Annotated in this window: 9 protein-coding genes; 4 read left to right on the top strand and 5 right to left on the bottom strand. The window is 65.3% G+C overall.

Features of this window, described 5'->3' with window-relative positions; translation table 11 throughout:
- Positions 1-211: hypothetical protein (locus tag WA904_RS03330; RefSeq protein WP_425195708.1), on the top strand; the 211-nt coding region annotated here is incomplete at its 5' end.
- 101 nt (positions 212-312) lie between these two features.
- Complete coding sequence (gene mltB / locus WA904_RS03325) at positions 313-1431, top strand: lytic murein transglycosylase B (protein ID WP_425195707.1); 1119 nt, start codon at positions 313-315, stop codon at positions 1429-1431.
- A gap of 24 nt (positions 1432-1455) precedes the next feature.
- On the opposite strand, the gene WA904_RS03320 is transcribed toward mltB, so the two are convergent.
- The 5 genes from WA904_RS03320 to WA904_RS03300 form a co-directional block, all read right to left on the bottom strand.
- A complete protein-coding gene (locus WA904_RS03320) occupies positions 1456-2277 on the bottom strand; it encodes a transglutaminase family protein (protein WP_425195706.1) in 822 nt (273 codons plus the stop codon).
- A 192-nt stretch (positions 2278-2469) separates the two neighbouring features.
- Positions 2470-3429: an alpha-E domain-containing protein gene (locus WA904_RS03315; RefSeq protein WP_425195705.1), complete on the bottom strand. Its 960-nt coding sequence runs from the start codon at positions 3427-3429 to the stop codon at positions 2470-2472.
- Between the two features lie 3 nt (positions 3430-3432).
- Positions 3433-3606, bottom strand: coding sequence for an alpha-E domain-containing protein (locus tag WA904_RS03310; protein WP_425195704.1), 174 nt, complete (start codon positions 3604-3606; stop codon positions 3433-3435).
- Positions 3607-3623: 17 nt separating this feature from the next.
- Positions 3624-5123 (bottom strand): circularly permuted type 2 ATP-grasp protein, encoded by a 1500-nt coding sequence (locus WA904_RS03305; RefSeq protein ID WP_425195703.1) that lies wholly within the window; start codon positions 5121-5123, stop codon positions 3624-3626.
- A 108-nt stretch (positions 5124-5231) separates the two neighbouring features.
- Positions 5232-7823: a DNA internalization-related competence protein ComEC/Rec2 gene (locus WA904_RS03300; RefSeq protein WP_425195702.1), complete on the bottom strand. Its 2592-nt coding sequence runs from the start codon at positions 7821-7823 to the stop codon at positions 5232-5234.
- A gap of 200 nt (positions 7824-8023) precedes the next feature.
- Here WA904_RS03300 and WA904_RS03295 point away from each other — a divergent pair, with 200 nt between their 5' ends.
- Both WA904_RS03295 and WA904_RS03290 read left to right on the top strand, forming a co-directional pair.
- Positions 8024-11623 (top strand): DUF2126 domain-containing protein, encoded by a 3600-nt coding sequence (locus WA904_RS03295; protein WP_425195701.1) that lies wholly within the window; start codon positions 8024-8026, stop codon positions 11621-11623.
- A gap of 132 nt (positions 11624-11755) precedes the next feature.
- Positions 11756-14314, top strand: a 2559-nt coding sequence (locus WA904_RS03290) for a circularly permuted type 2 ATP-grasp protein (RefSeq protein WP_425195700.1), incomplete at its 3' end; no start/stop codon positions are given.

Genomic DNA, 14314 nt, shown 5'->3' with positions numbered 1-14314 from the left:
GGGCAAGGCCGGCCTGCCCAGCCATGCCGCCACCTCCCCGCGCCAGCTCGCGCAACAGGTCATGCAGCGTTATGGCAGCGAGGGGCAGCCGCTGCACGACTGGCTGCTGCAACTCGAAACCCAGCGTTATGCCGGCACGCCCGCCGGTGGCACTCCCCCTCGCCTGGCACCGCTGAAAAAGCAATACAACCAGCTGAGCTGGCCGGGCTGATTTTCCCGCTGCCCGCAGTAGGGTATCGGCCCGGCGCGATACTGTAGGTCTTTCCACCTCTTTTCCCGACCTCTTTCCGCTGCCTGGACACGCCTTTTCGCATGATTGCCTTTCCGCTTTACAAAGCCGTCTCGCCACGGCTACTGACCGCTCTTCTTTTGATAGCTATCGGCGCAGGTACAGCGGGGGACAGCAGCGCAAAAGACCTCAAACCCCGGAGAATCAAGGTGCAGCAGGCTGCGCAACAGGAAAGCGCCTACGCGGGCCGTCCCGAAGCGATGCGGTTTGCCGACGACCTGGCCAGCCGGCGCGACCTCGATGCGCAATGGGTGCGCGAGGCCATCGGCCAGGCACGCTACAGCCCGACCATAGCCCGGCTGATGCAGCCCCCCGCCAAAACCTTCACGAAAAACTGGCGCGTCTACCGCAGCCGCTTCATCGACCCGGTCCGCATCGCGGCCGGCGTGCGCTTCTGGCAGGAGAACCAGGCCACCCTGGCTCGCGCCGAAAAAGAATACGGCGTGCCCCCGGACATCATTGTCGGCATCATCGGCGTGGAAACCATTTACGGCCGCGACACCGGCAAGTTCAGGGTGCTCGATGCGCTGGCCACCCTGAGTTTTGATTTTCCGGCCACACACCCGCGCGCCCGTGAGCGCAGCGAATTCTTCAGGGGCGAGCTCGAGCAGTTCCTGAGCATGCAAAACCGCCTCGACAGCGACCCGCTGGTGCCGCGCGGCAGCTACGCCGGTGCCATGGGCATGCCGCAGTTCATGCCCTCGAGCTGGGTCAAACACGCGGTGGACTTCGACGGCGACGGCAAGGTGGATTTGTGGGACAGCCCCGCCGATGTGATCGGCTCGGTCGCCAGTTACTTCAAGGCCTTCAACTGGCAGCCCGGCATGCCCACGCATTACCCGGTGCAGCTTGACAGCGCAAACCTGGACATGGGCGCCCTGATGGCGCCCGACATCCTGCCCACCTTCAGCGTGGCCAGTTTCACCGCCAAGGGCGCGGTGCTGGAAGGCGATGCACTGAACCACACCGGTCCGCTGGCGCTGATCGAACTGCTCAACGGCGACCCGAACAACGGCGGTAGCGCGCCTGTCTACATCGCCGGCACCGAAAACTTTTACGCAATCACACGCTACAACTGGAGCAGCTATTACGCGATGGCGGTGATTGAGCTGGGGCGGGAAGTGGCGGCGCGGGTGAAGTGAGCCGCCGGCGGGCGTGATCCGGGTTCACACCGGCTCAATCGTGATCTCCACCATCATCGATTCTTCCCCCCCGCCATGGCGTATGCCCTTGATGGGCGGGCAGGCGTTGTAGTCGGTGCCCACGGCCAGGCGCACGTGGCGTTGGTCGATCAGGCAGCTGTGGGTCACGTCGATGCTGACCCAGCGCCGGGCCGCCACGTCGATGCAGACGTCGGCCCAGGCGTGGCTGGCCAGGTCAGGCTCGTTGGCAGCGTAGAAATAACCGCTGACATAACGCGCCGGAATGCCCAGGCTACGGCAGATGGCCACCATCACGTGGGCCTGGTCCTGACAGACGCCGGCACCAGCCTCAAAGGCCTGCAGTGCCGTGGTGGTCACGCTGGTGCTATTTTTCTGGTAGCTGACGGCGCCCGCCACACCTCTGCTCAGGGCCAAGAGCATGCCCAGATCTGTGATACCGGCAACGGCAGACGGCCGCACGAAGCGGCGGCCGAATTCGGCCAGCGAAACATGCGGCGCGGCCAATGCCGTCGGCCTGAGGAAAAAGGCCGGGTGCGGCATCACCGCCTCGTCAATAAACTCTGCCACCCCCAGCGTTTCCACCTGCCCTGCGGCGTTGACCAGGCTGCCAGTCACGTGCGCCGCGGCGTCTGCGACAAAGGTGTAGGAGTGGATGCTGTTGCCAAAGCCGTCGTGCTGTTCATGCAACACGCCGGGCGCACCCAGTGTCCAGAACAGCACGTTTTGCGAAGGGCCGGATTTCGGCGTCAGCCACAGCGTTTGCAGTGCATAACGCAGGGGCTCGGTGTAGCGGTAACGCGTGGTGTGGCGGACGTGTAATCTCATAGAGCCCCCACGGTCGCTCGCTTCGAGCCTGCGGCAGCTCCCTGCCCCTCGCACAGGAAAAGAGGCCGCTGCGCCTGCGGCCCGGCAAAGCCGGTTCCGCGGCCGCTGCTTGATTGGAAAGCCCCACGTTCGTTCACTGCGCGCGCCAGGAAGAGAGGTCTTGCCTGGCGTGGCCAGGCGCGCGGCAGTAGCTCACGCGGTTGCCGGAACCAGGAAGTCGCGGCTGATGTGGGCGCCGAGTTCGTTCACGCGGTCGAGGAACTGCGTCAGGTAGGCGTGCAGGCCGGTGGCCAGGATTTCGTCGATGCGTGCGTACTGCAGGTCGGCATTGAGCTTGCCGGCGCGGCGCACGGTTTCGCAATTCTGGTCGTCCGTCACCCTTTGCAGGTTGCTCACCACTTCCTGCAGGCTGGCGGCGAGTGAGCGGGGCATGTCGGCGCGCAGGATCAGCAGCTCGGCCACACGCTCGGGCTTGATCACGTTGCGGTAGACCCGGCGGTAGATCTCGAAGGCGCTGACGCTGCGCAGGATCGCGCTCCAGTGGTAGAAGTCGTACTCCTGGTCCTTCTCGCTGGCGGCGCCGTAAAAATCGCTCTGCACGGCGTGGAACTTCACATCGACCAGGCGCGCGGTGTTGTCGGCGCGCTCGAGGAAAGTGCCCAGCCGCATGAAATACAGCGCCTCATCCTGCAGCATGGTACCGACGGTCACGCCGCGCGACAGGTGCGAACGGAACTTGACCCACTCGAAAAACTGGCTCGGGTCGCGCTCGAACTCGCCGTTGCGCAACATGCGGAAGATTTCGAGGTAGGTCTGGTTCTGCGTTTCCCAGACTTCGGTGGTCAGCGTGCCACGCACGGCGCGCGCGTTCTCGCGGGCGTTTTTCAGGCAGGAGATGATGCTCGACGAATTTTTCTCGTCGCGCACCATGAAGTCCATCACGTCGCGCGCGTTCACGCCGCCGTATTTGCTTTCATAGGCAGCCGAGAGTTCGCTGATGCTGAGCAGGCCTTTCCAGCCCACTTGCGCCACAGCGGTGGATTGCGGTAGCAGCGAGGTCTGGTAGTTCACATCCAGCATGCGCGCGGTGTTTTCGGCACGTTCTGTGTAGCGGGACATCCAAAATAGATGATCAGCAGTACGAGATAACATGGTTTAACTCCTTGCCTCAAACACCGAAAGCGCTACCGCGCTTTGCGTATTTTGGTGATGCCATGACAAGCGCTGCGCGCAGTTGTCAGTCATCCCCGCGAATGCCTTCGGCATATCGCCAGCCCGCTCCGTGTAGCGGGACATCCAGAAAAGGTGATCAGCGGTTCTTGAAAGCATGGTGATTCCCTTTCCCTTCAGTTGGAGGCCAGCGACTGAGATTGCGACTGGGAGGGCGCACTGCCGTCCCCGTCTTCGAGCACCCAGGTATCCTTGGTGCCGCCGCCCTGCGAGGAATTGACCACCAGCGAACCGTCTTTCAGCGCCACTCGCGTCAGCCCGCCGGGCACCATCTGCACGGTTTTTCCGCTCAGCACAAAGGGCCGCAGGTCGATGTGGCGCGGTGCGATGCCGCTTTCGACATAGGTCGGGCAGGTCGAGAGGCTCAGCGTCGGCTGAGCGATGTAGCCGGACGGGTTGGCCAGCACGGCCTTGCGGAAATCCTCGATCTCGGCCTGCGTGGCCGCCGGGCCGACCAGCATGCCGTAGCCGCCGGCGCCGTGCACTTCCTTGATGACCAGGTCTTTCATGTTGGCCAGCGTGTACTTCAGGTCGTCCGCGTTGCGGCACATGTAGGTCGGCACGTTTTTCAGGATGGGTTTTTCGCCGAGATAGAACTCGATCATCTTCGGCACATAGGGGTAGATCGACTTGTCGTCGGCGACGCCGGTGCCGATGGCATTGCACAGCGCCACGTTGCCGCTACGGTAGACATTGAGCAGGCCGGCGCAGCCCAGTGTCGAGGTGGGCCGGAAAGCCAGCGGGTCGAGGAAGTCATCGTCGACGCGGCGGTAGATCACGTCCACGCGTTTCGGGCCGCGCGTGGTGCGCATGTAGACGAAGTTGTCCTTCACGAACAGATCCTGACCCTCGACCAGCTCGACGCCCATCTGCTGCGCCAGGAAAGCGTGCTCAAAGTAGGCCGAGTTGTACATGCCGGGCGTCAGCACCACCACCGTCGGCTCGGCGCGGTGCGCCGGCGAGTTGTCGCGCAGGGTTTCGAGCAGCAGGTCGGGATAGTGAGCAACAGGCGCGACACGGTTCTCGCTGAACAGGTCGGGGAAGAGCCGCATCATCATCTTGCGGTCTTCCAGCATGTAGCTCACGCCGCTTGGCACACGCAGGTTGTCCTCCAGCACGTAGTACTCGCCCTCGCCCTGCGCGTTCGGGGCGCGCACGATGTCGATACCGCTGATGTGCGAGTAGATGTTGCCGGGCACCTCGACGCCCATCATCTCGGGGCGGAACTGCGCGTTCTGAAAAATCTGCTCGGACGGGATCACGCCAGCCTTGATGATTTCCTGGTCATGGTAGACATCGTGGATGAAGCGGTTCAGTGCGGTCACGCGCTGGACCAGCCCACTTTCCATGCTGGCCCACTCATGGGCGGGGATGATGCGCGGGATCAGGTCAAACGGAATCAGCCGTTCGGTGCCGCCGGTTTCGGAGTTGCCGTCGTCCTTGTCGCCATACACGGCAAAGGTGATGCCGACGCGGCGGAAGATCATTTCGGCTTCTGCGCGCCTGGCCTGCATGACCTGATCTGGCTGCCTGGCCAGCCAGCGCTGGTAGGCCTGGTAGTGCTCGCGGACGCTGGACGCCGTTGCATTCATTTCATCAAACATGGGGCGGCTCATCAGCTTGGTCTCCAGCAGGTTTACGAATGGATTGTTATGGCACTAGCTTAGCAAGTAATGCGCCAGCCGTTCGCAAATGAGCAACTATTTATGCGGAATGCCCGGCGCTCAGGGAACAACTGAAGGGGCAGTTCCGGTTGGATGCTGCCAGTAGCGCAATGCGGTCTGCCGCTGGCAGCGGACCTCAGCCGGTTGCTGGCTGGACCAGCTGGCGGCGCCGCATACAGGCGACGTCACCACCGCGATCCCGCGCTCGCGGTAGCGCTCCAGCACGGGCGCTGCCGGGTGACCAAAGCGGTTGCGGTACCCGTTTTGCGCCAGCGCCAGCGTGGGTTTCACGGCGTCCAGAAACGCCGCGCTGGACGAGGTCTTGCTGCCGTGGTGCGGCACCAGCAGCACATCGGCCTGCAGTGCCGCCCCCGCAGCCACCAGGCGCTGCTCCTGCGCCAGCTCGATGTCTCCGGCCAGCAGGGCGCTGCTTTTGCCGTTGGAGATGCGCAGCACGCAACTCATCGCGTTGGGCTTGGCCGGCACCTCGTAGTCCGCCGCTGCGGGGTGCAGCACATCAAAACTGACGCCCTCCCACACCCAGCGCTGTCCCGCCACACAGCGGCGTGAAGGCCGCAAGGCTTGCAGCGCATGACCATCCTCGATCGAGCTCAGCAAAGCCGCCTGTGGCTGCATGGCCAGCACGGCCGGCGCGCCGCCGATATGGTCGCCGTCGCGGTGGCTCAGCATCAGGATGTCCACGCGTTCCCCCAAGGCGCGCAGCAGGGGCACCAGCACCCGGTGCCCGGCATCGCTTTCGCGCGAAAAGCGCGGGCCGGTGTCGTACACCAGCGTGTGGCCGGCGGTGCGGACAATCAGCGCATTGCCCTGCCCCACATCGGCAGCGATCAATTCGAATTCGCCCGCCGGCGGGCGCAGCGGCTGCCACAGCAGCACCGGCAGCATCAGCGGCACGCCCAGCACGCGCCAGTGCCAGGGCAGGCGCATGGCCAGCAGCAAACCACCGGCCACACCGGCAACCGCGCACCACAGCGGCGCCGCCGCCACACTGATGCTTGCCAGCGGCCAGCGTGCCAGCCACTCCAAGAACAGCATCAGCGCGGCCACCGCACCGGCGGCCAGGTCCCACGCTGGCGCCCACACCATGCCCAGCATGGTCAACGGCGTCACCAGCAGGGTCACCCAGGGAATCGCCAGCCCGTTGGCCAGCAGACCGACCAGCGACACCTGGTTGAACAGCAGCAGCGACAGCGGCGCCAGCGCCAGGGTCACGATCCACTGCTCGCGGGCAGAACGGAGCACAGACCGTCCGGCAGCGCCCAGCCAAACGGGCAACAGGGCCGGCAAGCGCCAAGTTTGAGAGTCATTTTGGCCACCAGCCCTTTCTCCATGGGCGCGAGCAGCTCCTGAATTTGTAGCAAAATCGTCGTCCCGAACATCCCGCCCGGCAGCAAACAGGACACCCACCGCCACAAACGACAGCCAGAACCCAGCCTGCAGCAAAGCCCAGGGGTCCAGCGCGACGACCACCGCCATGGCCAGCAGCCACACCTGCGGCCAGGGCCAGCGTTTGCCGCTCTGGCGCAGCAGCACCACGGCAGCCAGCATCCAGACCGTGCGCTGTGCCGGCACGCCCCAACCCGAAAACAGCGCATAAGCGGCGGCCAGCAGCAGGCCACCCCAGGCAGCGGCGCTGGACGCCGGCAACAGCAAGCACAAGGCGGGGCTCCAGCGCGCGGAGCGCCGCCACAGCCAGCCAATGGCCTGCGCGGCCAGCCAGGCAAACATCGTGATGTGAAGGCCGGAAATCGACATCAGGTGCGCGACCCCGGTGGCGCGGAACACATCCCAGTCGGCACGCTCGATGGCGTTCTGGTCGCCCACCAGCAGGGCCGCCACCACGCCGGCCAGTTGCCGGTCGGCCACACGCGCAAACACCGCGTCGCGCATCCACTGCCGCGCACGTTCCACCGGATGGCGCCAGCCGTCGGCGAGTAATTGAGGCGGCGCATCGCGCGGGCCGGCCCGCACATAACCGGTGGCCTGCACACCCTGCTCCCAGAGCCAGAGTTCATAGTCGAAGCCGTGCGGATTGCTGTTGCCGTGCGGCGCCTTCAGGCGCACCGTCATGCGCCAGTACTCGCCGGCATGCAGGTTTTGCGGCTGGCGCTGCAACGCAAGAAGCGCTGCCGGTGCATCCGGGGTGTCAGCGTCCGGCGCATCCCGGCCGCCGAAGCCGGCATACCAGCCGAGGTACAGCTGCGGCAGTTGCACCGGTTTGCCGTCCAGTCGCGCGCCCTCGACCGCAAAACGAAAACGTAGCCCGTCTTCGCCGCGTTGCGGCATGGCCAGCACCCGGCCAGTGATGTCGATGTCCTTACCCTCCAGCGCCGGAACCAGGGCGCCGCCCTGGAACACCGCGGCGCGCAGGCCCGTCAAGGCAAACCCGGCTACCAGTGCCAGCAGCAGCGCCGCCAGGCTGCGTGCCGACCACGCAGCCGCTGCGGGAGGCGTCATCGCCCCGACCAGGCCGGCCAGCACCACAGCAGCGATGGCCATGCCGGCATAGGGCCAGCCATCCCACAACGCACGCTGCTGCAGCTGCAGGGCAGCACCGCCGATAAAGCCGATAAAAACCAGGCTCAGCAGCCTGGCTGCTGGAGGCGCTGTGGCTGACCTTGTTCCAGGCAAAAGCTCCCCCTTGTTTTTTTACCGTGTGATCCACGTCCCTGTTCTCAACGAATCACGCATCCCGTGCGCCGACAAGCTGCTGCTTTGGCGCAGCTCTTGCTAGCATTGTTCGCATTAAAACCGTTATTCCGGGACCGGCGCGCAGTTTCTGCGGCATAGTGACAAGGTCGGCCCTGAATTATTCGAAAAGCGAGATTGCCTTGTCCATTCATGTTGCCCTGAGTCACATCACCCACTACCAATACGACCGCCTGGTCCGCCTTGGTCCCCAGGTCGTGCGGCTGCGGCCGGCGCCGCACAGCCGCACCAGGGTGCTGTCCTATTCGCTGACAGTGGAGCCCAAGGGCCATTTCATCAACTGGCAGCAGGACCCGTTTGCCAACTACCAGGCGCGGCTGGTATTCCCCGAACCGACGCGCGAGTTCAAGGTCACGGTGGACCTGGTGGTCGAAATGGCGGTCTTCAACCCGTTTGACTTCTTTCTCGAGCCAGAGGCTGAAGAGTTTCCCTTCGCTTATGCCAAGGCCCAGGCGCATGAACTGGCGCCCTACCTGGCCACCGAACCGGCCACGCCGCTGCTGAAAAGCTACCTTGACGCCATCGACCGCACGCCCAAACGCACCATCGACTTCCTGGTCGGCCTCAACCAGAAGCTGCAGCACGACATCAAGTACGCCATCCGCATGGAGCCCGGCGTGCAGACGCCGGAGGAAACCCTCAAGCTCGCCATCGGTTCCTGCCGCGACACCGGCTGGCTCATGGTCCAGCTGTTCCGCCACCTGGGCCTGGCCGCGCGTTTTGTCTCGGGTTACCTGATCCAGCTCAAGGCCGACGTCAAGTCACTCGACGGCCCCAGCGGCGCCGAGACCGACTTCACCGACCTGCACGCCTGGTGTGAGGTGTTTTTGCCCGGTGCCGGCTGGGTTGGTCTGGACCCGACCTCGGGCCTGATGGCCGGGGAAGGCCACATTCCGCTGGCCTGCACACCGGAGCCCTCGAGCGCGGCGCCGATTGAAGGCGGCGTTGATGAAAGTGAAGTCGAGTTCTCCCACCACATGGGTGTGCAGCGTATTTACGAGTCCCCTCGCGTCACCCAGCCCTACACAGAGGCGCTGTGGGCCGACGTGCTCAAGCTGGGTCACAAGGTGGACCAGGACCTGGTGGCCGGCGATGTGCGGCTGACCATGGGCGGCGAGCCGACTTTTGTTTCCACCCAGGACCGCGACGCGGCCGAATGGAATATCGACGCGCTGGGCCCGACCAAACGCGGCTACGCGACCGAGCTGGTCCAGAAACTGCGCGCCGAGTACGGCCAGGGCGGCTTCCTGCATTTCGGCCAGGGCAAGTGGTACCCGGGCGAGCAGTTGCCGCGCTGGGCGCTGAGCATTTTCTGGCGCAAGGACGGTCAACCAGTCTGGCAAAACCCGGACCTGTTCACCGATGAACGCAAGCCCTGCAATTACACCAGTCTGGATGCCCGGCGCTTTGCCGACATGCTGGCCAGCAAGCTGGGGCTGTCCGCCAAATACATCACCCCGGGTTATGAAGACACCTGGTACTACCTGTGGCGCGAGCGTCGCCTGCCCGTCAACGTGGACCCTTTCGAGACCAAGCTGGACGACGCGATGGAGCGCGCGCGCCTGCGCCGTGTCTTTTCGCAGGGGCTGGACGCAGTGGTCGGCTACGTGTTGCCCTTGAAAGTCAGAGAAGAAAGTGCTGCAGGACAGGGGCCACAATGGTCCACCGGCCCCTGGTTCTTCCGCGACGAACGCATGTACCTGATGCCGGGCGACTCACCCATGGGTTACCGCCTGCCGCTCGACTCCGTGCCCTGGGTGTCGAAAACCGACTTCCCCTACATGACCGAGGCCGACCCGTTTGCACCGCGGGAAGACTTGCCGTCCACCGCCACCCTGGCCGCGCGCTACAACACAGCCACCGGCCAGGCCGCGCCCCCTTCCATGCCGCCGGCACCCGCCGCCGGCCACAACAGCGAAAGCATGCTGGCTCAGTACATGGCGCGCTACATGACAGCCAGCGGCCCGCGCAACGAAGCCAGCCGGTTGCTGCAGTTCAAGCCCGCAACCGTCAGCACCGACGCGCGTTTCGACCAGGGCCAGGGCGCAAAAGCCCCGGCCGCGACGGCCGAACCGGCAGCACCTGCAGCGGCTGAAGAAACAGCCCGCATGCCCAAGCCGGGCGAATCCGCCGCCTGGCTGACGCGCACCGCGCTTTGCGTGGAGGTGCGCGACCCATCACGCGCGAACGGCCCGAAAGACAAGCCGAAGGCCGCACCCAAGGAAAAAGGCGCGAAGGCCGAGACCGGCGCACTGTATGTCTTCATGCCGCCGCTGGAGCGCCTGGAAGACTACCTCGACCTGCTGGCCGCCGTCGAGGCCAGCGCGCAAGCCCTGGGCCTGCAGATCGTGCTGGAAGGCTACCCGCCGCCGCGCGACCCGCGCCTGAAAATGCTGCAGGTCACGCCCGACCCCGGCGTCATCGAGGTCAACATCCACCCGGCCTACAACTGGAGCGAACTGGTCGAGCACACCGAGTTCCTCTACAAGATTGCGCACGAGACCCGCCTGTCGGCCGAAAAGTTCATGACCGATGGCCGCCACACCGGCACCGGTGGCGGCAACCACTTTGTGCTCGGCGGCGCCACGCCGCCGGACAGCCCCTTCCTGCGCAAGCCCGAGCTGCTCGGCAGCCTGATCGCGTACTGGCACAACCATCCTTCGCTGAGTTATCTGTTCTCGGGCATGTTCATCGGCCCGACCAGCCAGGCGCCGCGCGTTGATGAAGCGCGCAACGACCAGCTGTATGAGCTGGAAATCGCGCTGCGCGAAATCGCCGCCAACCGCGAGAAATACGGCCAGGACATGCCGCCCTGGATCGTTGACCGCACCCTGCGCAACATCCTGGTGGACGTCACAGGCAACACACACCGCAGCGAGTTCTGCATCGACAAGATGTATTCGCCCGATTCGGCCACCGGCCGGCTCGGCCTGCTCGAGCTGCGCGCTTTTGAAATGCCGCCGCATGCGCGCATGAGCATCGTCCAGCAGTTGCTGCTGCGCGCGCTGGTGGCGCGTTTCTGGAACAAGCCTTACCACGGCCGCATGACGCGCTGGGGCACCGAGCTGCACGACCGCTTTCTGCTGCCGGGTTTTGTCCGCATGGATTTCGCCGACGTGCTGACTGAACTCAAGGAAGCCGGCTACGGTTTCGACATGGCCTGGTTCGAGCCGCATTTCGAGTTCCGCTTTCCCATGATCGGTCAGGTGAAAGCCAACAGCATCGAGCTGACCCTGCGCAGCGCACTCGAGCCCTGGCATGTGATGGGCGAGGAAGGCTCGGCCGGCGGCACCGTGCGTTATGTGGACTCCTCGCTCGAACGCGTGGAAGTGCATGTGACCGGCCTCAACGACAACCGTTATGTGATCACCGCCAACGGCCGCGCCCTGCCGCTGCAAAGCACGGGCACCGTGGGTGAATACGTGGCCGGCGTGCGCTACAAGGCCTGGAACCCGCCCTCGGCCCTGCACCCGTCGATTGGTGTGCATGCGCCGCTGACCTTCGACATCGTGGACACCTGGATGGAACGTTCACTGGGCGGCTGCCAGTACCACGTGGCGCATCCGGGTGGTCTCAGTTACGACACCTTGCCCGTCAACTCGTACGAGGCCGAAAGCCGGCGGCTCAACCGCTTCTTCCAGATGGGCCACACACCCGGGAAAATCCGCGTTCAGCCCGCGCAACCGAGCCGCGAGTTTCCGTTCACGCTGGACCTGCGTTAAGGTCGGGCCCATACGATTTGTCTTGCGGCCGCAACAATTGCGGTTCGGAGCCGTGTCATCGTGCGCCGAAGACCGGGTCAATGGCAGCCTGCGCGGCTCGCCGCACAGGCATGAAGGCATACTTGGGCCACCGTGGAATACAACGACTCACTTTTCACAGCAGCAGCGCTGGAAGCCCCTGGCGATCTGGCGCGAGCCCTGGCCTTGCCGGCTGCGGCCGGCCATTTTGACGAGCTGCACGGCCGGACCCTGGACAAAGCGCCGCCCGCTGCCAGTCAGAGCCAAAGCCAGACCCAGCAATCGCTGCAGCTGGCCGGAACTGCTGCAGCACTGGCCCCCGTACCCGATACAAGCCCCGCTGACCTCGCACCTGCCAGCCTGGCGCCTGAATGGACCCGCTTCTTCAATTTCCTCGGCGGCGACGGCTTTGATGACCTGAACCACCGCACTGCCAACCTGCAGCGCCAGATCCGCGACAACGGCGTGACCTACAACGTCTATGCAGACGCCAACGGCCCGCAGCGGCCCTGGTCGCTGGACCTGTTTCCGCTGATTCTGTCGGCGCAGGACTGGGCGCAGATTGCCGCCGGCGTGCGCCAGCGTGCCCGGCTGCTGGAACACATCATGGCCGATGTGTATGGCCCGCAGCAGTTGCTGGCGCTGGGCCTGCTGCCCGCAGCGCTGGTGCAGGGCCACCCCGGCTACCTGCGCGCCATGCACGGCGTCTTGCCGGCGGGCGGCACCTTCTTGCACATCACCGCTTTTGACCTGGCGCGCGGCCCGGACGGGCGCTGGTGGGTGGTGTCGCAGCGAACGCAAGCGCCATCCGGTCTGGGGTACCTGCTGGAAAACCGGCTGGCGATCTCGCGGCTGTTCCCGGAGGCCTTCCGCGAACTGAAGGTGCAGCGCCTGGCTGCCTCCTACAAGGCCCTGGTCGATGGCATGAAAGCGGCCAGCCCGGCACGCGCTTACGGTGAGGAAAGCCGCATCGTGCTGCTCACGCCCGGCCCCTACAACGAGACCTATTTTGAACACGCCTACCTGGCGCGTTACCTCGGCCTGACCCTGGTCGAAGGCAGCGACCTGCTGGTGCGCGACGACAAGCTCTACCTCAAGACCCTGCAGGGGCTGGAGCCCGTGCATGGCCTGCTCAAGCGCCTGGACGACGAGTTCCTGGACCCGCTGGAACTGCGCTCCGACTCCACGCTGGGCGTGCCCGGCCTGTTGCAGGCCATACGCGCCGGCAACGTGCTGGTGGCCAACGCGCCGGGCTCGGCCTTTCTTGAATCCACCGCGCTGCTGGGTTTTCTGCCGGCGCTGTCGCGCCACCTGCTGGACCAGCCTCTGGCCCTGCCCTCACTGGCCACCTGGTGGTGCGGTGAGCAGGCCGCGCTGCAGTCGGTCCTGCCCCGGCTGAAGGAATGTGTCATCAAGGGCACCTATCCGGAGTCCGGCATTCAGTCCGTGATTGCGCAGACGCTGTCCCGTCGCGAGCTCGACGAATGGGCCGGCCGCCTGGTCCGGCGCGGCGAAGACTACACGGTGCAGGCCTATTTGCCGCTGTCCCAGACACCCACCTGGCAGGGCCAGAGGGTGGCCCCGCGCTCCACCATGCTGCGTGTGTTTGCGGTGTCCGACGGCGCGGGTTCCTGGCAGGTGCTACCCGGCGGCCTGGCGCGGCTGGCGGGCCCTAACGACAAAATCGCTTCCATGCAGCAAGGCGGCAGCAGCGCCGATGTGTGGGCGCCGGCCGAGGCCACAGCACCGGCCCCTGCAGCCACAAGCCGGACCGCAGGACCGGCGGCGGCAAATACCGACGCCGCGCCGCTTTCTGCCTCCGGGGCGGAGTTCGGTGCCGCACCGCGTGCGGCCATGCGTGCCCTGCACAAACCCCCGGTCACCAGCCGCGCCGCCGAAAACCTGTTCTGGCTGGGCCGCTACACCGAGCGCACCGAAAACGCCATCCGCATGGCTCAGCTGACCCTGCAGTCCCTCAATGGCGAAGACCAGTCTTCGCAGCCGTTGCTGGCCTGGCTCTCGGAGCTGGCCGTGAAAAACGGGCTGGTGCTTGACTCGGTGCCGCCTGCCACTCAGTCGCGCCGCGTGTTCGAACGCTCGCTGATTGCCAGCTTGGCCGACACCCAGAATGCTGCCAGCGTGGGTTACAGCCTGCGTGCGCTCAAGGGCGCGGCTTCGGCCGTGCGCGAGCGGCTGTCGCAGGAGCAGTGGCATGTGATCATGCGCGCCGAGGCCGATTTTTTCCGGCGCTGCGAAGTCTTCAGCGGACCCGACCACCCGGCATCGCAGGCACTCGAATACTCGTCGGTCGAAGCCCTCGCCGCACTCGAATCCGCCAGCGGCTTCCTGGCCGCCATGACAGGCGCGCAAACCGACCGCATGAGCCGCGACGACGGCTGGCGTCTGCTCAGCACGGGCCGCCACATCGAGCGCCTGAACACATTGGCGTCGGCGCTGATCCTCGGCTTTGAAACCGGCGCCGTGTACGACGAAGGCGGCTTCGGCGCCATGCTGGCGCTGTTCGACAGCACCATCACCTTCCATGCGCAATATCAGCAGCAGCGCAATGTGCCGGCGCTGTTGGACCTGCTGGTGCTCGACCGCGACAACCCGCGCTCGCTGGGCTGGGTCACGCTCACGCTGCGCGGCCGGCTCGCGCGCCTGGCCGAAAAC

Source organism: Polaromonas sp. (assembly GCF_049790275.1).
Lineage (GTDB): Bacteria > Pseudomonadota > Gammaproteobacteria > Burkholderiales > Burkholderiaceae_C > Polaromonas.
This window is presented reverse-complemented; position numbering and strand designations above follow the sequence as displayed.